Origin of the sequence: Dictyoglomus sp. NZ13-RE01 (assembly GCA_002878375.1) — a bacterium.
In the GTDB taxonomy this organism is placed as follows: domain Bacteria; phylum Dictyoglomota; class Dictyoglomia; order Dictyoglomales; family Dictyoglomaceae; genus NZ13-RE01.
The window spans coordinates 15,878-38,803 of the sequence record NIRF01000009.1; the positions used below are offsets into that span (position 1 = coordinate 15,878).

General features: G+C 34.4%; 20 protein-coding genes and 1 pseudogene. 11 read left to right on the plus strand and 10 right to left on the minus strand.

Features of this window, described 5'->3' with window-relative positions:
* The first annotated feature begins 28 nt into the window (after window positions 1-28).
* The 3 genes from CBR30_06845 to CBR30_06855 are packed head-to-tail and all read left to right on the plus strand — an operon-like array spanning window position 29 to window position 3,094.
* On the plus strand, window positions 29-1,252 hold the full coding sequence (locus CBR30_06845; GenBank protein ID PMQ01213.1) for a hypothetical protein: 1,224 nt from the start codon (window positions 29-31) through the stop codon (window positions 1,250-1,252).
* Complete coding sequence (locus tag CBR30_06850) at window positions 1,242-2,174, plus strand: ribokinase (GenBank protein PMQ01214.1); 933 nt, start codon at window positions 1,242-1,244, stop codon at window positions 2,172-2,174. The genes CBR30_06845 and CBR30_06850 overlap by 11 nt, the downstream gene beginning before the upstream one ends.
* Window positions 2,171-3,094 carry a pseudouridine-5-phosphate glycosidase gene (locus CBR30_06855; GenBank protein PMQ01215.1) on the plus strand — a complete coding sequence of 308 codons (924 nt, stop codon included), beginning with the start codon at window positions 2,171-2,173 and terminating at the stop codon, window positions 3,092-3,094. Before CBR30_06850 ends, CBR30_06855 begins: the two co-directional genes overlap by 4 nt.
* Before the next feature lie 51 nt (window positions 3,095-3,145).
* Here CBR30_06855 and CBR30_06860 read toward each other — a convergent pair whose 3' ends face one another.
* From CBR30_06860 to CBR30_06870, 3 genes are read right to left on the minus strand one after another with little or no spacing between them, the layout of a single operon-like run.
* Entirely contained in the window at window positions 3,146-4,303 is a 1,158-nt protein-coding gene (locus CBR30_06860; protein ID PMQ01216.1) for a D-galactarate dehydratase, read from the minus strand.
* 2 nt (window positions 4,304-4,305) lie between these two features.
* Window positions 4,306-4,587, minus strand: a complete 282-nt coding sequence (locus CBR30_06865) for a hypothetical protein (GenBank protein PMQ01217.1) — start codon at window positions 4,585-4,587, stop codon at window positions 4,306-4,308.
* Between the two features lie 2 nt (window positions 4,588-4,589).
* Entirely contained in the window at window positions 4,590-5,273 is a 684-nt protein-coding gene (locus CBR30_06870; GenBank protein PMQ01267.1) for a GntR family transcriptional regulator, read from the minus strand.
* A gap of 116 nt (window positions 5,274-5,389) precedes the next feature.
* Here CBR30_06870 and CBR30_06875 point away from each other — a divergent pair, with 116 nt between their 5' ends.
* From CBR30_06875 to CBR30_06910, 8 genes and pseudogenes are all read left to right on the plus strand, one after another.
* Window positions 5,390-6,784, plus strand: coding sequence for an aldehyde dehydrogenase (locus CBR30_06875; protein PMQ01268.1), 1,395 nt, complete (start codon window positions 5,390-5,392; stop codon window positions 6,782-6,784).
* Window positions 6,781-7,425: a fructose-6-phosphate aldolase gene (gene fsa / locus CBR30_06880; protein PMQ01218.1), complete on the plus strand. Its 645-nt coding sequence runs from the start codon at window positions 6,781-6,783 to the stop codon at window positions 7,423-7,425. Before CBR30_06875 ends, fsa begins: the two co-directional genes overlap by 4 nt.
* A gap of 2 nt (window positions 7,426-7,427) precedes the next feature.
* A pseudogene (locus CBR30_06885) lies at window positions 7,428-8,647 on the plus strand (hypothetical protein).
* A gap of 70 nt (window positions 8,648-8,717) precedes the next feature.
* Window positions 8,718-10,019 carry an ABC transporter substrate-binding protein gene (locus CBR30_06890; GenBank protein ID PMQ01219.1) on the plus strand — a complete coding sequence of 434 codons (1,302 nt, stop codon included), beginning with the start codon at window positions 8,718-8,720 and terminating at the stop codon, window positions 10,017-10,019.
* The gene (locus tag CBR30_06895; protein PMQ01220.1) at window positions 10,009-10,911 is read left to right on the plus strand and encodes an ABC transporter permease; all 903 of its coding nucleotides are present in this window, start codon (window positions 10,009-10,011) and stop codon (window positions 10,909-10,911) included. The genes CBR30_06890 and CBR30_06895 overlap by 11 nt, the downstream gene beginning before the upstream one ends.
* Window positions 10,912-10,923: 12 nt before the next feature.
* Window positions 10,924-11,748 carry an ABC transporter permease gene (locus CBR30_06900; GenBank protein ID PMQ01221.1) on the plus strand — a complete coding sequence of 275 codons (825 nt, stop codon included), beginning with the start codon at window positions 10,924-10,926 and terminating at the stop codon, window positions 11,746-11,748.
* On the plus strand, window positions 11,748-14,024 hold the full coding sequence (locus CBR30_06905) for an alpha-xylosidase (protein ID PMQ01222.1): 2,277 nt from the start codon (window positions 11,748-11,750) through the stop codon (window positions 14,022-14,024). Before CBR30_06900 ends, CBR30_06905 begins: the two co-directional genes overlap by 1 nt.
* A 15-nt stretch (window positions 14,025-14,039) precedes the next feature.
* A complete protein-coding gene (locus tag CBR30_06910; GenBank protein PMQ01223.1) occupies window positions 14,040-15,359 on the plus strand; it encodes a hypothetical protein in 1,320 nt (439 codons plus the stop codon).
* Between the two features lie 27 nt (window positions 15,360-15,386).
* Here the strand turns inward: CBR30_06910 and CBR30_06915 are convergent, their stop codons facing one another.
* The 7 genes from CBR30_06915 to CBR30_06945 form a co-directional block, all read right to left on the minus strand.
* Window positions 15,387-16,745, minus strand: a complete 1,359-nt coding sequence (locus CBR30_06915) for an alpha-glucosidase/alpha-galactosidase (GenBank protein PMQ01224.1) — start codon at window positions 16,743-16,745, stop codon at window positions 15,387-15,389.
* A 71-nt stretch (window positions 16,746-16,816) separates the two neighbouring features.
* Window positions 16,817-17,668, minus strand: coding sequence for an ABC transporter permease (locus tag CBR30_06920; GenBank protein ID PMQ01225.1), 852 nt, complete (start codon window positions 17,666-17,668; stop codon window positions 16,817-16,819).
* A gap of 9 nt (window positions 17,669-17,677) precedes the next feature.
* Complete coding sequence (locus CBR30_06925) at window positions 17,678-18,553, minus strand: ABC transporter permease (protein ID PMQ01226.1); 876 nt, start codon at window positions 18,551-18,553, stop codon at window positions 17,678-17,680.
* A 53-nt stretch (window positions 18,554-18,606) separates the two neighbouring features.
* The gene (locus CBR30_06930; protein PMQ01227.1) at window positions 18,607-19,878 is read right to left on the minus strand and encodes a hypothetical protein; all 1,272 of its coding nucleotides are present in this window, start codon (window positions 19,876-19,878) and stop codon (window positions 18,607-18,609) included.
* A gap of 195 nt (window positions 19,879-20,073) precedes the next feature.
* A complete protein-coding gene (locus tag CBR30_06935) occupies window positions 20,074-21,051 on the minus strand; it encodes a peptide ABC transporter ATP-binding protein (GenBank protein ID PMQ01228.1) in 978 nt (325 codons plus the stop codon).
* Window positions 21,048-22,043 (minus strand): ABC transporter ATP-binding protein, encoded by a 996-nt coding sequence (locus CBR30_06940; GenBank protein ID PMQ01229.1) that lies wholly within the window; start codon window positions 22,041-22,043, stop codon window positions 21,048-21,050. The genes CBR30_06935 and CBR30_06940 overlap by 4 nt, the downstream gene beginning before the upstream one ends.
* Window positions 22,044-22,922, minus strand: a complete 879-nt coding sequence (locus CBR30_06945) for a peptide ABC transporter (GenBank protein ID PMQ01230.1) — start codon at window positions 22,920-22,922, stop codon at window positions 22,044-22,046.
* Window positions 22,923-22,926: the final 4 nt, after the last annotated feature.

The window sequence follows — 22,926 nt, forward strand, 5'->3', positions numbered from 1 at the left end:
TTTTGAGGTGGACTCCTGGAGGTGGAGAATGGGTAAATATATAAAATTATTAATCATTCTTTTTGTTACCATCTCCTTATTAATTAAGCCTATTCTTGGATGCACTATCTTTTATATCTTAGATAAAAATGGGAATGTGCTTGTAGGAAGAAATTTTGATTCTGAAGGGAAGGGAGGAAGGATATGGTTTATTCCTCCTGAGGATAAAGATAATGGTATGGCAATCATAGAACAGCTGGGAGTAGACATGCCCTATGAGGGAATAAATGATAAAGGTTTATTTATAGGTATATCCGCAGTTCCCAATACTCATACGCCCTTTTCTCCTTTTAAGCCTATAAGGATAAGTTTAGAGATGGTGAAATTGGTTTTGGCAAAGGCTAAATCTGTAGATGAGGCATTAAGCATATTCCCTAAATATTCTGTAGTGTTTGGGGTTTTATTTGGAAATCCCATTATTCACTACATGATTGTTGATAAAGATGGAAATTCCGCTATAGTGGAATATGTTGAGAATAAGATGGTTATAATAAAAGATCCTTTGAAATCACAAATTATGACGAACCATTTTATATCAAGACCAGATATAAAGCCAGATAATGAAACATCCTTTGAAAGATATAATATAGTTAAGGAGAATTTAGATAAAACCTTTAATGTAGAGGATGTAAAAGATCTATTGAGAAGAGTGCGCCAAAATACTACTTTGTGGTCAAATGTTTATGATCTTAATAATAAAACTATTTATATAACCTATAGAGATTCAGATACGGAAGTTTTTAATCTTCATGATGAGCTATCAAAGGGAAAACATAGATATGATCTTGAAAGTCTAAAAGATAGGAAATCCTTAGAATATATTGAGAGTAAATCTAAAGTAATCTTAAGACCCCATTGGGGATATGGATATAGGGATGGGATAGAAGTTTCCCACCAGGGAATAAGGCTTTTAATTCCCATGGATATTTCAAAAAGATATGGCTTTGAATTTACAAAATTTGGAAGTCTTTTTTCTTTTGGTATTGTATTAGAGAGAAGGTTTAATGAGCTATTTAATACCTCCATAGGAGTTTTAGATTATTTTGATTCTCAAGAGAGCAAAAGTAGTTCCTTGGGATTCGTATTAAACTTGGGCTGGGAGCCCGACAACCATATACCCTTTAAGCCCTTTTTGACCTATAGGCTTGATATAATTTTTAGGGATATAAGATTAATAAATTCTGTAAGTACAGGATTTAGCTTTGAGTTTTGAAGGAAAAAGAGATTATATTACCGTTATAGGGGGAGCCAATGTTGATATTAAGGGGAGAAGTTTTGATGTACTGAAGATGGGTACATCAAATCCAGGCGCCATTAATATCTCTCCAGGAGGGGTAGGAAGAAATATTGCCCATAATCTATCTTTGCTCAATATTCCAGTTATACTGCTAACTTGTATAGGGAAGGATCTTTTTGGAAGGATGGTATATGAGGAGACGGAAAAAGCCAAGGTAAATATGGAGCATGTGAAGGTATCAAAAGAAAGAACAGGGGTTTATCTTGCTATACTAAACGAAAAGGGAGAGATGGAGGTTGCACTTTCTGACATGAGAATCTTAGAAGAAGTTGACCTTTCATATATAGAAGAAAAAATGGATGTAATTAAAGGAAGTAAAATTGTAGTATTAGATACAAATTTAAATACCAATATTATTGAACTTGTTGTAAATCTTTGTAATGATAGAAATATTCCTGTTGTTGTAGATCCTGTATCTTATGAAAAAGCAAAAAAGATAAAAGGTTTAGTCCATAAAATTGATTATTTAATTCCTAATAAAAGGGAGCTTTTTTCAATTGTAAATAATGAAAGGGAGGATATAATAACCGCGGTGCATGAATTGAAAAGTATGGGAGCAAAAGAAGTAATTGTTAAATTAGGTGAAAAAGGTATTTTTGTCTCATCAGAAAATGAATTTATCCCTCCCATACCTTATAACGTGGTTGATGTAACGGGAGCAGGTGACTCTTTCACTGCTGGATTTACCTATGGAGTTTATCATGGATATGCCATTAGGGAAGCTGTAATGTTTGGGCTTGCTGTATCCGCCCTTACTATATCCACTCCCTATTCTGTTTATCCAGAGCTTTCTGAGGAAAAAATTAAAAAATTTTTAGGAGAGGTATTTGAAAGATGAAGGAGTATATAGATTTTTCTGAGGAAGTTAAGACTGCATTAGAGGAGAAAAAGCCAATTGTTGCTTTGGAGTCTACCATAATAGCCCATGGTATGCCCTATCCTGAGAATATAGAGACTGCAAAAGAGGTTGAAAGAATAATTAGGGAGGAGGGAGCTGTCCCTGCAACCATTGCCATAATTAAGGGAAAAATAAAGATAGGATTAAAGGATGAGGACTTGGAGTTTATAGGCAGATCAAAGGATGTTATTAAAGCAAGCAGAAGAGATATTCCTATAGCCATTGCAAAGAAGTTAAGTGCATCAACAACAGTATCTGCTACCATGATTTGTGCAGATCTTGCTAATATAAAAATTTTTGTAACAGGAGGAATAGGTGGAGTTCATAGGGGAGCAGAAGAAACCTTTGATATCTCTGCAGACTTAGAAGAACTTTCAAGGACCAATATCGCAGTAGTATGCTCTGGGGCAAAATCCATATTAGACCTTCCTCGTACCTTAGAGTATTTGGAGACAAAAGGGGTGCCTGTCATTGGATTTAAAACCATTGAATTTCCTGCCTTTTATACAAGAAGTAGTGGACTTTTCTTAGATTATAGGGCGGAATCAGAGGAAGAGGTAGCAAGAATTTTAAAAACAAAGTGGGACTTGGGACTTTCTGGAGGTGTAGTTATTGCTAATCCTATCCCAGAAGAATACTCCTTAGATAAAAAATATATGGATGAAATTATTGAGAAAGCTATTAAGGAGGCAGAAAGAAGGGGAGTAAGAGGGAAGGCACTCACTCCATTCCTTCTGGATAAAATTAAGGAGCTAACAGGCGGAGAAAGCCTAAAAGCAAATATAGAACTTGTTAAGAATAATGCAAAAGTTGGAGCAAGAATTTCAATAGAGTTTAATAGGTTGGTTTTAAGAGATTAGTAAAATTAATGAAAAAACCTCCCCAAAATTTTTTTGGGGAGGTTAATTTTTTTATGCACTCCTGAAAAGTTTTGTTAGTACGAATTCTTTATGGTTAAGGACTTCTGCACAGGTTAATCTTCCTGAAATAACTTTCAGTAAGTAGTTCCAGAGTTTTTCTCCTGCTTCTTCCAAACTTTCTTCCAATGTCAAAACCTTACTTACGTCAACATCTATGTGTTCACTCATTGTTTTTACAGTTTTTGGATTTCCAGATATTTTAATTACAGGTATTATAAGATTTCCTACCACGTTTCCTTGTCCTGTTGGGAAGAGGTGTACAACAGCCCCGCCAGCTGCAAATAGAGTAATAGCCTCTGCTGCAGCAGAAGAGGTATTCATGAAGTAGAGCCCTTTACCTTTAGGAGTCTCTGCCATTTCCAGAACTCCATCCACTTTTGCCTTTCCAATTTTTTGAATATTTCCTAAAGCCTTTTCCTCTATGGTACTTAATCCACCTTTAATATTTCCTTCTGTAGGCTGTGAACCTAAGAGATCAACCCCTTCTCTTTTTATAAATTCTTGATATTCATTGAATATTTCTAAAAATTTTGCTCTTTCTTTTTCGTCTTTAATCCTTTCTGCAATTATATGTTCTCCTCCTGTGAGTTCCGATGTTTCCCCAAAGAGAACAGTTCCTCCGAGAGATACTAATTTTTCTACAACTTTTCCTACAGTAGGATTTGCTGCAAGACCTGAAGTTGTGTCTGATTCTCCACATTTTATACTCATTACAAGCTCTGAAATGTCTACCTCTTCTCTTTCTATTTGTGAGGCATCTTGAACTAATTTCATGGCAACTCTTTCTGCTCTTTCAACAGTCTTTAACTCTCCATAACCTTCAATACCAAAAACTTCTACTGGTTTTCCAGTTTTAGCAATACCCTCTGCAATTTTATTTGCCCAATTCTCTTCTATTCCAATTACTATGGCGGAAGCTATATTGGGATTAGCTCCAGTCCCTATCATAGTACGGAAAAATAAGTCTAAATCTCTTCCAAATTGAAGTCTTCCATAAGGATGTGTAACAGGAAGGGTTCCTGAGATTGCTTGGCATACCTTTTCTACAGCAGCATTAGATATGTCATCAACAGAAATAACTGCAACATAATTTCTTACTCCCACTCTTCCATCTGGTCTTCTATACCCTTTAAAGGTTATTCTTTCCATCTTTACCACCTCCTACTCTTAATGTTATGTACATGTACATGCTGTCCCTTTTTAATATTTTCTTTGGCTTCGCCAATTATTTCTCCATACTTAACTACAAGTTCTCCCTTGTTAATATCCTGAAGAGCTATTTTGTGTCCCAATGGGATATTATCTAAAGCTTCCAATTCTATCCATTTTCCTGCCTCTAAGTAGTATCCTTTTACTTTTTCTCCTTTTTCTATATCTGCAACAGCAACTCCCACATTATCTTTTTCGTGATGAACAAGAAATTTATGCTCCATACTCACTTAACCTCCTTCATGGAAATTTTTTCAAGGTAATTTTTTAATGCTACTTCTCGAGTGTTTCTAATATGGATTCTCATATATTCCTCTGCAAGATCTGGATTCCTTTCTTCAAGAGCCTTGATTATATTTTTGTGTTCTTTTAGAGATGCGTCCGCTCTACCAGGAATATTTATAGAGCTCGTCATTAGAAGCCTTATCTGACTTCTAATGTTTTCAAGTATTTTAAAAAGTCTCTTATTCCCACTTTTATCCCAAATAGTTTTGTGAAATTTCTCATCAATATCAGAATATTTTTTTAGTTTGTCCTGGGAGATATATTTTTCTCCCTCATCAATAAGTTCTTTCAAGGTTTTTAATGTGTCTTCATCTATATTTTCACAAAGTTTTCTTACTGCAAAGCCTTCCAATACCTCTCTTAATTCATAAATCTCAATGGCATCTTCAATACTTATTTTGGCTACAAACATTCCTCTTCTTGGTATATTTTCTACTAAACCCTCTCTTTCCAATCTTACTAAAGCTTCTTTAACTGGGGTTCTACTGATGTTCAATTCATTACATAGCATGTCTACAGTGAGTTTTGTGCCAGGTGGAAATTGACCTGAGATTATTGCCTCCCTGATGTTTTCATAAGCTCTAATTGATATTAATGTTTCTTGAATTGGCTTCAAATTTTTTATTTTCCCTCCTTTCATTTTTTCTTCAATTATACATTTTAAATTTAAAATTTTCAACTTGACATTTTAAATTTAGATTGATAGAATTTTTTACAAAAAGAAAGGTAAGGAGAGGAGTAATCATGAGGTTAATAAATGTTTATAATCCATACGATGGTAGTGTTGTGGATACCATTCCTGAATCGACCCTGGAGGATGTAGAGAAGGCAATAGAAAATGCAGAAAAAGGTAAAAAAATCATGGCGGAGATGAGCCTATACGAGAGATCCGAAATCCTCAGAAAAACTGCAGAAATCATTGAAAAGAATAAAGAAGATTTTGCTATAACCTTAGTGAAAGAAGTAGGAAAAACAATCAAAGAGGCAAGAGTCGAGGTAAGAAGAGCGGTAGAAATTTTTAGATTAGCAAGTGAAGAAGCCAAAAGGATTCATGGCGAAACCCTACCTTTTGATAGTGTTCTTCATGCGGAAAAAAGAACTGGTTATTTTATGAGGGTTCCTGTAGGTATTATTGCCGCTATTACACCCTTTAATGTGCCTTTGGTTCTTGCTTGTCATAAAATAGCTCCTGCAATAGCAGGTGGAAATTCTGTAGTATTTAAGCCTTCCACAGCAACACCTCTTGCAGATATTAAATTAGCAAAGGCTTTAGTTGAGGCTGGACTTCCTCAAGAAGCAATTAATGTGGTCGTTGGTCCTGGAAGTACTGTAGGGGATGCAATTGTTAAGGATAATAGAATAAGAATGATTAGCTTTACTGGAAGTAAGGATGTGGGCTTAGAAATATTGAAAAAGGCGGGACTTAAAAAGGTTACTTTGGAGCTTGGTTCTAACTCCGCTCTTATCCTTTCTAATAAGGGAGACGTTGATTCTGCAGTCTCTGCTACTGTTAAAGGAGGTTATGCAGTAGCTGGACAAGTTTGTATATCCGTACAAAGAGTACTGGTACATAAAGATAAATTTGATGAGTTTACCAATAAACTTATCGAAGCAGTCAAAAAAATCAAAATTGGCGATCCCATGAGAGAAGATACCGATATGGGTCCCATGATTAATGAAGATTCTGCAAGAAGAGTTGAAGAATGGATAAAAGAAGCAGTGGATATGGGTGCAAAAGTAGTTGTAGGAGGAAAGAGAGAAAGAACATTATTTGAACCTACAGTAGTAATAAATGTACCTCAGGAAGCAAAACTTTTCCAAAAGGAGGTTTTCGGACCTGTCGTATTAGTTAACTCCTTTAATTCTCTTTCTGAGGCTATTGAGATGGCAAATAACTCTGAATATGGACTTCAGGCAGGAATATTTACTAATGATATTGAAGAAGCTTTCTATGCCATCAAAAAATTGGAAGTGGGAGGAGTTATTGTCAATGATGCTCCTTCATATAGAGCGGATTTTATGCCTTATGGTGGTGTAAAGGGAAGTGGTTTAGGAAGAGAAGGAGTAAGGTATGCTTTAGAAGAAATGACTGAAATAAAAACTATATGTTTTAATCTTAAGGGAGGTGTCTTATGAAAATCTTTCTTGATACAGCAAATATAAGCGAGATAAAGGATGCATGGAATTCAGGAATTATAGATGGTGTAACTACAAATCCTACTCACATTTCTAAGGAAAATAAAAAATTTAGAGAATTAGTAGAAGAAATATGCTCAATTGTAAAGGGTCCTGTAAGTGTGGAAGCTGTAAGTCTTAATGCGGAAGATATTGTGAAGGAAGCAGAAGAGCTTTCAAAAATAGCTCCCAATATTGTTATAAAGATTCCAGCTATAAAAGAAGGGATAAAAGCTGCAAAGATTCTCTCAGAAAAGGGGATAAAAACAAATATAACACTTGTCTTTTCACCATCACAGGCTCTTTTCGCTGCAAAAGCAGGAGCCACTTATGTAAGCCCCTTTGTGGGAAGATTGGATGATATTAGTGAAGATGGAATGAGTCTTGTAGCGGATATAAAGAAAATATATGCAAATTATGGATTTAAAACAGAAATAATTGTATCCGCAATTAGAAACCCCATGCATGTGGTAAAAGCTGCATTAATTGGGGCGGATGTGGCAACCATGAGATATGAGATATTGATGTCTCTATTTAAGCATCCTATGACTGACCTTGGTCTCGAGCAATTTTTAAAAGATTGGGAAAAAGTGCCTAAATAATTATGTTTAAATATCATCTTCCTTATGGAGAAGGCTTTATAGAGGTTAATGTCCCAAAGGAAGCGGAAGTTTTGAAACCAAACTTCCAGGGGAAGGCTATTTCTTTAGAAAAAGAGCTTAAGGAGTCTTTGGAAAAGCCTATTAATTTTCTATCTCTTTCTGAATTTCTTAGAGATAAAAGGGAGATTGCAATAAGTATAGAGGATGATACAAGACCTATAGATAATAAAAAGATTCTTAGAGTGTTATTTGATTATCTTAGAGAGAGTGGTATTTATAATAAAAACGTAAAAATTATTGTGGCTACAGGTCTTCATAAGGATAATACTAAGTATGATTTTTCTGATATAAGCTATGGATTTTCTGTTGAAGTAATTAAACATGATCCCGACAATAATCTCTTTTTCTTTGAAGATGAAAATTTGGGACCTGTTGGGATTAATGAGAATTTTGTAAAAGCAGATGCAAGAATAATTATTGGAGATGTAATTCCACATCAAATTTTTGGTTTTTCAGGACCACCAAAAAGCATAATTCCAGGTCTTTGTGATAGAAAGACCATAAATTATACCCATAAGCAAGTTTTATATCATGATTTTAAAGCAGGAAGAAGAGAGAATATTGTTAGAAGATGGGTAGAAGAATTTTCAAGAAAGATTCCTGATATTTTTGCTATTAATATTGTTCAAAATATTAGAAAGGAAATTGTGGGGTAGCTTCGGGAGAGTTAATAGCATCCTTCCAAAAAGCCATAGAAGAGTCTGAAAAATTATATTGTGTGAAGATTGATAAGATCTACGATGTAGTAATTACGTCTCCTGGAGGATACCCAATAGATCAGGATCTATATCAGACCCAAAAAGCTTTTACCCATGCAAGCTATGCTACAAAGGAAAAAGGCAAAATTATAGTTTTTTCACCTTGCACAAGAGGATGGGGTTCTGAAGACTTTATGAAGATTACAATGAATTTGAAAGATATAGACGAAACAATTAATAATCTTAGAGAAAATTTTTCCGTTGGCAAACATAAGCTTCTATTTTTCTTAGAATTAGCTAAAAAATATAATCTTTATCTCTATAGTGACTTCGATTTTTCTAATTCTCCCTTAACAAAATTTATAAATATTATTTCGGAGAATGATTTATACAAAATCATTTCTACTGATGAAAGTTTGGCTATCTTGATGGGGGGGGGTGATTTTACAGTTCCAATAATTTAAAAGAAAGGAGGGAGAGAAGGCATATTTTAGTTTCCAAAAACCTCAATTACTTTAAAGGGAGGTTAAAAGTATGAAAAAATTAGTGTTAGGTTTACTTACTTTGTTTCTAATATCTTTAAGCTTTGTTTTAGCCCAAGGAGCTCCTTACAAAACAACAATAAATGTTCTTGTATGGGATGATGCCCATACAAAAGCAGTAAAAACTCTAATTCCAGATTTTGAAAAAGCCACAGGTATAAAAGTAAACTTTGTTGCTCTTCCAACAAGATCAGTACTGGAAAAAGCGGCGATTGGAATTTCTATGGATAGAACCGATTACGACTTAGTCTCTATTGATGAGCCTTTTGTTCCTCAATTTGGAGAATTACTCCTCAACTACAATCTCTGGCCACAAGGTAAGGTCTTTCCAAAGGTGGATTTAAAGGATATTGTAGAGGGTGCAGTAAATGCAAGTATGTGGGAAGGCTCTCCAAGAGGTCTTCCTATAAACGGTAATGTTTACGTTTACATCTATAGAAAAGATCTCTTTGATGATCCAAAGAATAAGGAAGAATTTAAGAAAGAATATGGCTATGAACTAAATCCTCCAAATACTTTCAAAGAGCTTCTTGATGTTAGTAGATTTTTTGCAAAGAAACCAAATATGTATGGATTTGGACCATTTACTATAAAGGCAGAAGGAGTGACAGCTGAAGCAGTGTTTATTTTATCTTCTTTTGGTACTGATATACTAAAGGTGAGTGGTAAAAATGTTAAATTGGTTCTTGACAAGAAAAAGGCTGTGGATGCAATTAACTTCTATAAGCAACTATTAGAGACAGCTCCTCCAGGAAAACTCTCCTTTGGACATACTGAAAGAATTCAAGCCTTCAATATGGGACAAATTGCAGTAATGTTCCAATGGCCTGCTTTAATTCCTAATCATGAAGATCCAAAACAGTCTCTTGTTGCAGGAAAAGTTGGCTATATGGTTCCTCCTGCAGGTCCTGCTCGAAGAGTAGCAGTTACAGGATGTTGGATTCTTGGAATTCCTAAGGCATCAAAGAATAAGCTTGCTGCAGCAGAATTTGCTTACTGGTGGGCATCAAAAGAGGCTGGAAGGAAACTAATAGAGGCAGGAATGTCTCCTGTAAGAAAGGATCTATTATCTGATCCAGAACTTCAAAAGACAAGAAAGTGGTATCAAGCAACTTTAGAAGCCTTTAAATATGGAATAAGCCGTCCAAGATTTAAGGATTATGCAAGAGTATCTGAAGTGATACAAGTTTATTGGACAAAAGGAATAAGTGGTGAGCTAACTCCAGAACAAGCAGTAGATGCTATGTATAACGAGATAGAAAAAATACTAAAGGAGGGGGGCTATGGTCAATAAGAAGATAAGTCTCTGGCGGGGAAATCCCCGCCAGTTCCTAAATAATGTGCTGTTCCTTGGTCCTGCTATTATTTTCCTTATTTTAATGCTTCTATATCCTCTTGTCTATTCTTTCTACATGTCTTTACATAAATGGGAGCTTGCTCAAGTAACTCCCCCCTCTTTTATAGGTCTTAAAAACTATATTAATCTCTTTAATGATCCTTTGTTTTGGAACGCCTTAAAAATACAAGTTATATTTGTAGCTATAGCAATTCCCATTGAGCTTGTGATTGGTCTATTAGTAGCTCTTTTATTCCAAATAGAGTTTCCAGGCAATAGAACAATGAGAACTTTACTTCTTCTACCCTTCTTTATTCTTCCATCCCTATCAGGAACTACCTGGAGATTTATTCTCCATCCTACATATGGTGTTTTTGGAGCTATATATAGGTTCTTAGGAAAAGAGCCTGTGGACTGGCTAAGCAATGGTACTCTCACTTTCATAGCTGTTATTCTTCAAGATATTTGGAGAACCTGGCCCTTTATGTTTATCACCCTCTATGCAGCCCTTTCAAATTTTCCTCAGGAGTTAAAAGAGGCAGCTGCAATAGATGGTGCAAACAAAGTACAAACCTTTTTTAAGGTAACCCTTCCATTATTGGTACCTTCAATTATAGTAGCCTGTTTCCTTAGATTGATTGATGCGTTACGTATATTCTCTGAAGTATATGTAATGACCGAAGGTGGTCCAGGAAATGCAACTACATTCTTATCAATCTTTATTTACAAAAATGCCTTTAGATTTTTCCAAATGGGATATGCGAATGCTGCAGGATATATTCTTACAATTATAGCTTTAACCATAAGCGCTATTGGACTTACAAGAATATTTACAAGAGAAATGTATTAAAGAGGTGATATTGTGCTTAGAAAGAGATTAAAATCACTAATATTCATTTTAGCCTTAATTATCCTTATTATTGAGCTTTTACCTGCCATATTACTTTTTCTGACAAGTATAAAGACAAACATGGCTATATGGACTTCTCCCACCCCTTTTCATCCTTTCACTCCTACCATTGAGCAGTATATAGGAGTATTTAAAGAAACTACATTTGTTAAAAACATACTCAATAGTACTTATATAGCTGTTTGGACTACCCTTCTTTCAGTATTAGGAGGGGCTTTGGCTTCTTATGCCCTTGCCAGATTCCCCATAAAAAGAAAAAAAGAAATAGCTATGGGAATAATATTCAGTAGAATGATTCCTCAAATTGCTCTTGCAGTACCTATATACTCAATGATGAGAACCTTGGGTCTTTTAGATACCTATACCGGTCTCATCTTAGCCCATACAACTTTTAGTCTTCCCTATGTAGTATGGCTTCTTCTTCCTTTCTTCCAACAAATACCTGTAGAGTATGAAGAAGCAGCATTAATTGATGGTTGTAATAAGCTTCAGGTTTTTAGCAAGATATTTCTTCCTTTGGCATCCTCAGGAATTATTGTTGCTATGACCTTTTGCTTCTTAGGTTCCTGGAATGATTTTATATACACATTAGTGCTAAGTAATGTTAAAACTACAACAGCTCCTATGTTAGTAACAACATTTGTAGGTATGTATGCACCTGAGGTTGGAAAGATGAGTGCTGCAGGGATATTAATTATTCTTCCTGTATTCTTAATCGCCCTATTTCTACAAAAATACATAATTATGGGGCTTTCGGGAGGAGGAATAAAGGGATAATTATGGATAAAATAATTAAATTGATAGAATATAGTATAAGGGATAACATTTTTCATGGTATTTTAAATACTGAAAAAGGAAAGTTTTTAAACCTATATATCTCTCTATACAATAAAGAATTTTGGAGAATACAATTATCGGAGGAAAGTCCTAAAAATAATCCTGTTCATCTTTTTCCTTCCTCTTTTAATGTAAGGGAGGAAGGAGAATTTGTTTTGATGGAAGGGGAAGAAATTGATTTATATATATTAAAAAGCCCCTTCTTCTTTTTCTTTAAAAAAGGAGAAGAAGTTATATTATCCTTGGATAATCACAGAAATGTGGGGCTTTTACATTTAACTCCCCCATTAGCAAAAAATGAAATTGGCTTTTGTGGGACATTCTCATTAGATTCTGAGGATAGAATTTTTGGTTTAGGTGAGTTTTTTACCCCATGTGAAAGACATTCCCAAGAATTGGAAGTTTGGGTAAATGATGCCTATGGAACTTTTACACAAAGAGCTTACAAGCCTCTTCCTTTCTCGTGGAGTACAAAAGGATATGGAATATTATTTAATACTAATTATAAGACTAAGCATTATATAGCGCATCCTGATAAAAATCTTTCAGGCTACTATTTTGAGGATTATTCTTCTATATTAGATATATTCTTATTCTTTGGTAAAGAACCTAAGGAGATAATTAAAAAGTACCATATCTTAACAGGAAAGCCTGAAATACCGCCTTTTTGGAGTTTTGGTTTGTGGATGTCAAGATGCTACTATTGGGACGAAAAAACTGTTTTAGAGGTAGCAGAAACTTTAAGGGAGAAGAATATTCCCTGTGATGTAATAAATTTAGATGGAAGAGCTTGGCTTAGGCATGGATACCAAACAGATTTCCAATGGGATTTGGAAAGATATCCCGATCCAAAAAGACTAATATCAAGGCTTAAAGAGCTGGGATTTAGGGTTTGTTTATGGGAAAATCCCTATATTTCTGAAAAATCCCCTCTATTTTATGAGGCTGAAAAGAACGGTTTCCTACTTAAAGATTTAAATGGTCAGACGAAAAAAATAAAGTGGGTTCCTGAAGAGTTTCAAGGATTGCATAATCCACCATCCGCAGGAATTGTGGATCTTACAAATCCAAAAGCAAGAGAATGGTACAAGGATCTTCATAGACCCTTATTAAGAATGGGAATAGATACTTTTAAGACAGATTTTGGAGAGGAAATTCCAGAAGATGTCATAGCTTATAATGGAATGAAAGGTGATGAACTGCATAATTATTATGCCTTTATTTATAACCAGGTAGTATATGAGGTTGTAAAGGAGGAAAAGAAGGAAGGATTAGTTTGGGGAAGATCAGGCTATATTGGCTCCCAGACAATTCCTGTGCAGTGGGCAGGAGATACTGAAAGCTCTTATGAGGGAATGTTTACAAGTTTAAGAGGAGGATTAAGCTATGGGCTTTCTGGTGGTAACTTGCTATGGGCTCATGATTTAGGGGGATTTTATGGTGCAAAGCCAGACAGCCAGCTTTATATAAGATGGTCTGAATTTGCCTTACTAAATCCATTAGTTAGAGCCCACGGAACAACTCCAAGAGAGCCCTGGGAGTATGGAAAAGAAGCAGAAAGAATATTCAAAAAGTTTACATTTTTAAGATACTCTCTTCTCCCATATATATATTCTTCTGCTGTTGAAGGAAAAGAAACATCCCTACCTGTTATGAGACATCTAATACTGGAATTTCCAAAGGATCCTATATCCGCCTATATAGAGGATGAATACCTTTTAGGAGATGATATACTCATTGCTCCCATTTTTACAAATAAAAATGAAAGAAAAATTTACCTACCAAGATGTAGGTGGTATGATTTTTGGGATAAGGATTATTATGATGGTGAAAAGGTTTTAGAGAAGAAGGTTCCCTTAAGCAGAATACCTATTTTTATTAAGGAAGGAGCAATTATTCCAAGATTTATAAAAATTGGGAGAAATACAGAAGAGCTTGAAGAAAAGTATTTGGTGGAGATTTGGTTTCCAAACGAGAAAAAGGAGAAAACTTTCTATACTAAAAATAACACTTTCAAGATAAAGTATGAGATGTTCCCAGACTACATGGAGTTTGATATAGAAAGTCAATTAAAAACAGATTTCATAGTACATATATTAGGTTTTAAAAACATAAGAGAAATAGACCCTGGCATAGACTATAATTATACTCCAAATGGAATTCTCTTTACTATAAAAGAATTGCAAAAGATAAATATAAAGTTATACAAGGAATAGGAGGAAAAGTTAGAAATGCTAAATGTAGGTTTTATAGGGGTTACCCAGAAAACCTTTAAATATAGAAAAGAAGAAGTCTTTAATGAATCTATTAATGTTTTAAAATCTTTTGCGGATAAAGTGCCCTTTAATTTAATATATAATGATACTCTTATTGATGACCCAAACTTCTTAGCAGATCTAATGAGGGATTGGGAAACAAAAATAGATCTACTCATAGTACAAACTACTACTTTTTCCTCTGGAAATATAGGAGAAATAATTGCTAAAAGTAATATACCTGTAATATATTGGGCATTACCAGAGCCTGAAATTGCAAATAATTTGAAATGGAACTCTTTATGTGCCCTAAACTTTTTTGTAAGTTTGCTAAAAAGGTTTAATCCAAATAAGAAATTTAAATGGGTCTATTCACCTATCCATGATGCCTCTGATCTTTTAAGGGAGCTAAAGATATATAAGGTTGTAAAAAGCTTGAAAAACTTGAGAATTGGGCACCTTGTGGGTACGGCACCAGGATTCTTAAACTTAGATGTCTCCGAAGATCTAATTAAGGAAAAATTAGGTACAGAGATAGTTAAATTTCCTAACTTAGATCTTTTAATGGAAACCATTAAAAATTTAGATGAGGAAGAGGTAAAGAAAGAGAAAGCGAATTTAATAGGGAAGATTGATATGAAGATAGAAGAGAAATGGCTTGATGAAGGTATAAAAATATCCTTAGCTTTAAGAAAAATAGCAAAGGATTATAAATTGGAAGCTATTGCTTCCCGTTGCTGGCCAGACTTTAAAGAGAAGTTATCAATCTTCCCATGTTTTAGTTTTGCTGTCCTAAATGAAGAAATTCCTGTTTCTTGTGAGGGGGACATACTAAGCTCTTTAGCCATGTATATGCTCAAAGAACTATCACAAACACCTACCACAGTATTGGACTTGGTCTATTATGATGAGAAAGGTATAGTACTTTGGCATTGTGGAAATACTCCTTTATCTCTTACGAAGTCCAAGGTCTATTTAGATTACCAATTTAATCATCCTGGGATGGGAACTGTTATTGATAGTAGATTTAAAGAAGGAGAAGTAACTATATTTTCCTTTAATCAGGACATGAAAAATGCTTTGGTATTCTCTGGAAAAATCTCATATCCATTTGATACAAAATTTCAAGGAAGTTTTGCGTATGTAACTGATCTAACTGTTAAGCCTAAAGAACTATTTGATATTATACTGAGAGAGGGTTTTCCACATCACTTGGTACTTTCCTATGGAAATTATGTTGATTTGATAAAGGAAGTTTTGTATTGGTTAGAAATACCAGTTATAATATTAAATTAGATTGGGGGCATTTTTGCCCCCAATCCCCTATTTATAATGCTTGTTTGCCTTTTCATTCCAAGGCTGAGAAAGGATGGTTTCTACCAAGTTCTTTCCCTGTTCAAAACTCTTTGTTCTTGGATCGTCCATAGTCATTAGTATCAAGCTTGTTCTATCACCTTCTAAGAAGGCTTGCAAAATCCTTTCCATTCTTAGCCATCTTGGGATCAATACATAAAGCATTAATCTTGAAGGGATCTTTTCTATTTTCTCCCTTTCTATTCCATTCTTATCTACATATACTGGTATCTCCACTATTACATCATCAGGTATGCCTGGGATTGCAGAATTATTTGGCACATTTATTACTAATCTTCTCCTATGGTTATTCACTATAGAATCTACAAAAGGTATAATCGATTCCATACTCTCTTCTAATGGTATTTCAGAAGAAACAGGCACTTCTGGATTTTCTGCTATTCTTCTCATAGTATTTAATCTTAACTTTAAGCCGTATAAATACATGGTCCAACCAATCTCAGAATCAGGTCCTCCTGCTGGAAACCATTTCCTTTTCTCATTAAGGTCTGTATGGAACCACCAAGGAGATACACTTCTTGGAGTATCCCCAATAGGAAATAGCCCGTATAGTTTATACATCTCTACACTGGCTGGAGAAAGTTGGGTATATTCCCATGGAGATATCATGTAATCATAAGAATTCCAGAGCTCAGGTGCCTTCTTTTCTATCCACTCATCTATTAAAGGATATGCATTTTCCCCTTTGTATAGGAACTTTGTAAGAAAGATGCAGTGATTGAATCCTGCTACCTGCTCTTCCACCTCATTTTTATCCAGTCCTAAAGCACTTATCAAATGGAACAATTCTAAATATCCATGACAAAATCCTACCACTTTCAGACCAGTAGTTCTCAAAACTAAGTTTGTCCCCTCAAAAACTGGATTAGATACTTGCAAAAACCAAGCATTAGGACTTATCTTCTCCACATCCTTTGCTAAATCCATTATGAAATTTAGCTGTTCATAAGCGGCGAAACCACCATAGTAATCACTTACCCTATCTCCAACTCCTCTGTAATATCCTAAACTCTCTGCAATCTCTCTTTCCTTCTCCATAAAATGATAACCACCAACTTTTACCGTATTTATTACAAAATCCGCCCCATCAATAGCCTTTTTTCTATCTGTAGTCTTTTCCAATTTCAAATTAACTCCAGATTCCTTTTTGAATCTTTCTGCCAGGTTATAAACAAGGTTTAGCCTATCCTCATCAATATCCATAAAGGTAACAGTGCTTCCTGCAAGATCTTTAAAAACATTAAGGTCCTGCAAAAGTCTCATGGAAAAAGCAACACTTCCCGCTCCAATAATAGCAATCTTAACCATTCTGATACCTCCTCTCACTATTTATTATATTTATGACACATTACAACACGATCATCTACAAAAATAACTGATCACTCTTTAACAGCACCTGAAGTCAATCCTTGAATTATAAGTCTTTGAAAAGCTAAAGCAATAAGAATTGGGGGAATTGATGCTACAATCCCAACTGTTGCCATAAGATTAAAGCTTACATAAAACCTTCCCATAAACTCAGATATAGTGACAGGCATAGTTTTGGAAGCTAAAGAGTCTGTAAGGACTAAAGCTAATAAAAACTCTCCCCAACAAGCAATAAATGTGAAAATCCCGGTAGTAAAAAGTGCTGGTCCTGATAGTGGAATAACAATTCTAAATAGTACTGTAGGGGGACTACAGCCATCTACTAAAGCAGAATCTTCTATTTCTTTAGGAAGGGTATCAAAATATCCCTTTAAAATCCATATAGCCATTGGAAGATTAAGGGCTAGATATATTAAACCAAGATAAAATTTAGTATCAAGAATTTTCAAGTAAGAGCCAATGACATAAAGTGATGTAACTAAAATTACAGGAGGAATCATTTGAATAAATAGGAGAAGAAAGACTACTATATTACTTGATAGAATCTTTAGTCTTGAAATAGCGTAGGCAGCTAAAGAACCCAGAAATACAGAAATTATAGATACAACAGTGCTTATTATAAAACTATTCATTAGACCTACCCTAAAGGCATTAGTAGTTCCTGCTTTCTTAAAAAATACATTCCAATAGTTTTCAAAGGTAGGATGTGAAGGGAACCAACTGGCAGGAACTTTCGTTAATTCTGTTTCTTCAGAAATACTAGTTATAAAAGTCCAGAATATAGGGAGAAGAGTCCATATTAGGGCAAGAATAATTAAAATAATATCAATAAAATAAAATATCCTTTTCTTTAAATTACTCATAAGAACCCCCTAATAATTAATTTCACTCTTAAATAATTTAGTATAGATATAAACTAATACAAGTATAATAATTAAGAGAATAAAAGACATAGAGGCACCCTTACCAAATTGTAGAGAGTCAAAAACTGTAGAATACATTAAATGAGCTACAACTTGAGTTGTAGTTCCTGGACCTCCTCCAGTAAGAGCATAAACAATATCAAAAATTTTAAATGTTGCTATTGTTTTATATACAATAAGCATAAGATTTATAGGCATTAATAAAGGAAGAGTTATCTTGGAAAATATTTGCCAACTATTTGCTCCGTCAATCTCCGCAGCTTCATACAACTCATTAGGAATTGTTTGAAGGGCTGCTAAATATAAAATAATAGCAAAAGGGGTTCCTTCCCAAAGATTAACAATAATCAACATATGTATGGCAAGTTTTGGTTCTGAAAGCCAAGGAATATAATGATTAATAATCCCTAATTGGTAAAGAAGGCTATTTAGAAATCCATAGTCTGAGTTATAGATCCATTTCCACATTAAAGCCTTAACAATAGTAGGAAGAACATAAGGAAAAAGTACTAAAGTCCTTGCAATTCCCCTAAATCTGAAATTTTTGTTAAGAAGAATTGCAATTCCTAAACCTAAAGACATTCCTACAAAAATATCATAAAAAACAAAATATGCTGTTCTTAAAAAGGACATCCACCATTCAGAACTTCTTAAAACATCAATATAGTTATTTAATCCTACAAATTTAAGCTTTAAACCACCTAATCCTACTGATGTCTGGTAAAAAGAAAGAAACAAAGAATAAATTAGAGGATAAAAGAGAACTAATGTGATTACTAAAAAAGAAGGAAAGATTAAAATATATCCAAATTTTTTTTGAAGCACTTTTACCTCCTCCTAAGAAAAAAGGGGGGAGGAGAATCCTCCCCCCTTTAATTTTACTTACCTAACTTGCTTTTTTCGTATTCTTCTTTTATCTCTAAAGCTTTCTTTTGGGCATCCTCCAAGGCTTGATCTACGCTCTTAATACCAGACAAAGCAGAGTTTAACTCTTTTGCAAACATTGTAGAGAAATCATGGTACCATGGAACTCTTGGTCTATTTACAACATATTTCCCTTGTTCTAATAGATCCTCAATTCCTGGGACTGCTTTTATTACATCCTTATCGTTGAATACAGATGCCCATCCAGGAACTACTCCTTGTTCTATAGCTGCCTTTTTAGCTCCCTCTCTATCCGCCATAAAGAATATAAATTTTATTGCCTCTTCTTTATGTTTTGAGCCTGCTGATACTGCCCATCCCATAGGTCCAGAGACAGTATATGGATGTTTTCCATCTATAGATGGCATTAGAGCTATTTTCCATTGCCCTACAGTTTTAGATTGACTTGGATCGTTAAGCATAACTAAAGGAAGTCCCCATCTCATTCCAAAAGCTACATCTCCTGCTGCCATTGCTTTATCTACGTCGTTTTCTGTCCAAGAAATAGATGCAGGATTCACAATCTTGTACTTATGTATCATATCATACATAAATTGCAATGCTTGTTTTGCTAAAGGAGAATTTAGTTTAGGATTATTATCTTTATCAAAAAGTTCTGCGCCAAATGTAGCAGCAATTGCTACATAATCACAAATCAAACATTCTTTTGGAGCCCAACTCCACGCAGAAGCATATTTTACAATTCCTTTATTCTGAAGAGTTTGAGACATTTTCACAAATTCATCCCAAGTCTTAGGTGGATTTGTAAATCCTGCCTTTTTGAGAAGATTAGCATTATAGAGGAAAGATTTCCATTCTGATGCCCAAGGAAGTCCATACCATTTACCTTTGTACATCATTCCATCAGCTGCAAAGGGTAACAAATCCTTTTTCATTTCAGGTGTTATATATTCATCTATTGCTAAAACCCATCCAGCTTCAGCATATTGTGGAACTTCTACACAATCGATTACAAAGACATCATATGCAGAACCGCCAGCGAGGAATGATGCCATGAGTTTAATGTTCTGATCTCTTCCATATGGAACCACTGTGGTTGTTACTTTTATTCCGGTTTTATCTTGAAATTCTTTGTATCTTTTAATTAGCCACTCTAATCCACCAGGTCCATTTATTGTGTGTAATTCTACCTCTTCAGCAATTGTAAAGACAAAAGCTAAAAGGAGAAAAATAAGAAAAACTTTAAGAAACTTTTTAAAGAACATATTTTCTCTCCCCCTTTTTAGGATTTTATGAATCCCCTAATTTTCAAAAATTAAGATTTAAAATTTCTCACCTCCTATTTGTTAATTTTCTTAACTATAAGTTTATGATATTAAAAATCTTTTGTCAAGGATAAACTTATAGAAAAGTTGTTACTCCAATAATAGCAATCTTAACCATTCTGATACCTCCTCTCACTATTTACTATATTTATGACACATTACAATACGGTCGTCTACAAAGACCTTTTCAGGCTCCAATTTATGGCATATATCCTCTGCATCAGGACATCTTTCTGAAAATTTACATCCCAATTTAGCAAACTCTTTTGCCTCTATAGCGGAAAGCTTTATTTCACCCTTCCATCTCTTCTCAATATCTGGCTCAGGAACTGATTCTATTAGCAACTTTGTATAGGGATGCAAAGGAGATAGCATTACTTTTTCTACAGGTCCAAACTCTATTATATTCCCCCTATACATTATAGCTATTCTATCACTTATGTAGTAGGCTGTAGCAAGATCATGAGTTATATATATAACAGAAACCTTATAATTTTCCTTTAAATCTTTAAAAAGATTCACAATAGACATTCTTAGAGAAGCATCCACCATAGAGACAGGTTCATCCGCTACCAGTAAGGATGGATTTGTGATGAGAGCTCTTGCTATGGATACTCTTTGAAGTTGTCCTCCTGAAAGTTCATGAGGATATCTTTTTTCTATCTCTCTTAAACTCAGTCCAACCGCTTGCAAATTTCTATCAATAGTATCGTAGGCTGAGTTTCTATCCATTGCAGTTTTAAAGTTTAAAGCTGTTTCAAATAAGTATGAGTCTACTCTTTTCAAGGGATTAAAGGATTCAAAAGGATTTTGGAATATTGGTTGGACCTCCTTCATAAAGGCTAATTTTTCTTCTTTTGAGGATATTTTTGTAATATTCTTCCCTTTATAATAAATTTTTCCAGAAGTTGGTTCTATAATTCCTAAAATCATACGAGCCAAAGTAGTTTTTCCACAACCACTTTCTCCAGCTATAGTAAGAATTTCAGGATTTTTCAGGGGCATATCAAAATATTCATGATTTACTGCTACCAACTTTGTTCCTAAAAATCTTCCTCCAATAACAAAAACCTTCGTTAAATTTTCTACAGAAAGAAGTTTATTATCCTTCATATCTCTTCTACCTCCCTTGAGTAGAGAAAACAAGCAACCTTATGTCCATTCTCTACCTCAACCAATTCTGGTATTTTCTCTTTGCAAATATCCATTGCATAAGGACAGCGAGGATGAAATCTACAGCCAGGAGGAGGATTTAAAAGGGATGGAGGAGAGCCTGGTGCACTTACTCGAGGAGACTTATCACCAATTTTAGGAAGAGATTCAATAAGATACTTAGTATAGGGATGTTTTGGAAGCTTAAATATATCCTCTGTTTTTCCTACTTCAACAATTTTTCCTGCATACATAATAGCAATCCTATCCGCAATATTAGCATGTACCGCCATATCATGGGTAACTATTACTAAAGTATTTTTATATTCTGATTGAATCTTTTTTAAGAGTTGAATAACCCCCCTTTGAACTACTACATCTAAGGCAGTTGTAGCCTCATCAGCAAAGATAATATAAGGTTTTAATAATGTTGCAAGGGCAATAGTAACCCTCTGTCTCATTCCACCAGATAATTGATGAGGATAGGAGTTTAAAACTTCTACTGGGAGACCTAAAGCTTTTATATGTTCCTCTATAAACTTTTTGTAATCTTTGTTAACTAAATTATTTCCGTGGGTATTTATTACATCCTCAAAGGTTTTAATAATTTTCCTGGTAGGATTAAGAACACTCATTGAACCTTGAGGGATATAGGACATTTTTTTCCACCTAATGGAATCTAAATTTTCTTTTGGAATATGTGTGATATCTATCTCTTCATCTCCAAGTTTGTAAACAACTCTACCGCTAAGGAGCGTTAAAGGGGGTTTTATTAAGCCTACTAAAACCTTGAGAAGGGTACTTTTTCCACAGCCTGATTCTCCTGCGATACCGAAAATTTCATTTTCTTTAATACTTAAATTAATACCATCTACTGCTTTTACATTTCTTCTTATTCCATATAACGAGGCTACGTAGTATGCTTTTAAATTTTCTACCTTTAATATTTCCATTTATGCTTCACCACCTTTCTCCTCCATTATCATTCTTTGGAGTCTTGTTCTTGGATCTAAAAAGTTGCTAATACTTACTGATAGCATATAAAGAGAAATGAATAAAATCACTGCTATAACTACAGGTGTTAAAATCCACCACCAAATGCCTCTAAAGATAGCTTGATATTGAACAGCCCAATAAATGGTTGTCCCAATAGTTGGGGTCTCCAGGCTGGATAGACCAAATATGGATAAGGTAGTTTCCATTCCTATAGCCCAAAGAATTGTATTTATAAAATTAGCCATTACCCATGGAATTACAAAAGGTAAATGCTCTTTTACTACCACCTTCATGGTTCCCATGCCAGAAAAATTAGCGGTATATGTAAACTCTCTTTCTCTTAAGCTAAGAACTATGGCTCTTACTTGCCTTCCACCCCATGGCCAAGAAAATAAGGAAAGAATTATTGCTATTAGCACTATGCTTAGATGTTCTTTTAGAATAGAAGATAGAAGAATTAGTATGGGAAGACTTGGAAGAACTATAAAGCTATCATTTATAGACATTAAGATTCTATCTAATCTTCCTCCTCTATATCCTGCTATCAACCCAACTATTGTTCCTATTGAAATAGAAATAACTGCAGTTAGAGAACCTAAGGATAGAGAGTTTTTTATAGCATGGGTCATATTCCAAAATATGTCTTGTCCCATTGAGTTTGTGCCTAATGGATATTTTAGAGAAGGGAGCATATCCTTAGGAACCACATTCCAAAGTTTTGGATCATATGGAGAAAAAAAGGAGAGAATAACTAAAATAATCAAAATCAAGATTACTGTAAAGCCAAAGGCAAATTTTTTATCATTCCTATAAAGGTCCTTAAATACAGTAAACATATAT

Excerpts from the sequence above, each read along its gene's own strand:
- CBR30_06845 (PMQ01213.1), top strand. The coding sequence starts at position 29 with ATGGGTAAATATATAAAATTATTAATCATTCTTTTTGTTACCATCTCC.
- CBR30_06855 (PMQ01215.1), top strand. The coding sequence starts at position 2,171 with ATGAAGGAGTATATAGATTTTTCTGAGGAAGTTAAGACTGCATTAGAG.
- CBR30_06860 (PMQ01216.1), bottom strand. The coding sequence starts at position 4,303 with ATGGAAAGAATAACCTTTAAAGGGTATAGAAGACCAGATGGAAGAGTG.
- CBR30_06865 (PMQ01217.1), bottom strand. The coding sequence starts at position 4,587 with ATGGAGCATAAATTTCTTGTTCATCACGAAAAAGATAATGTGGGAGTT.
- fsa (PMQ01218.1), top strand. The coding sequence starts at position 6,781 with ATGAAAATCTTTCTTGATACAGCAAATATAAGCGAGATAAAGGATGCA.
- CBR30_06890 (PMQ01219.1), top strand. The coding sequence starts at position 8,718 with ATGAAAAAATTAGTGTTAGGTTTACTTACTTTGTTTCTAATATCTTTA.
- CBR30_06895 (PMQ01220.1), top strand. The coding sequence starts at position 10,009 with ATGGTCAATAAGAAGATAAGTCTCTGGCGGGGAAATCCCCGCCAGTTC.
- CBR30_06910 (PMQ01223.1), top strand. The coding sequence starts at position 14,040 with ATGCTAAATGTAGGTTTTATAGGGGTTACCCAGAAAACCTTTAAATAT.
- CBR30_06915 (PMQ01224.1), bottom strand. The coding sequence starts at position 16,745 with ATGGTTAAGATTGCTATTATTGGAGCGGGAAGTGTTGCTTTTTCCATG.
- CBR30_06920 (PMQ01225.1), bottom strand. The coding sequence starts at position 17,668 with ATGAGTAATTTAAAGAAAAGGATATTTTATTTTATTGATATTATTTTA.
- CBR30_06930 (PMQ01227.1), bottom strand. The coding sequence starts at position 19,878 with ATGTTCTTTAAAAAGTTTCTTAAAGTTTTTCTTATTTTTCTCCTTTTA.
- CBR30_06935 (PMQ01228.1), bottom strand. The coding sequence starts at position 21,051 with ATGAAGGATAATAAACTTCTTTCTGTAGAAAATTTAACGAAGGTTTTT.
- CBR30_06940 (PMQ01229.1), bottom strand. The coding sequence starts at position 22,043 with ATGGAAATATTAAAGGTAGAAAATTTAAAAGCATACTACGTAGCCTCG.
- CBR30_06945 (PMQ01230.1), bottom strand. The coding sequence starts at position 22,922 with ATGTTTACTGTATTTAAGGACCTTTATAGGAATGATAAAAAATTTGCC.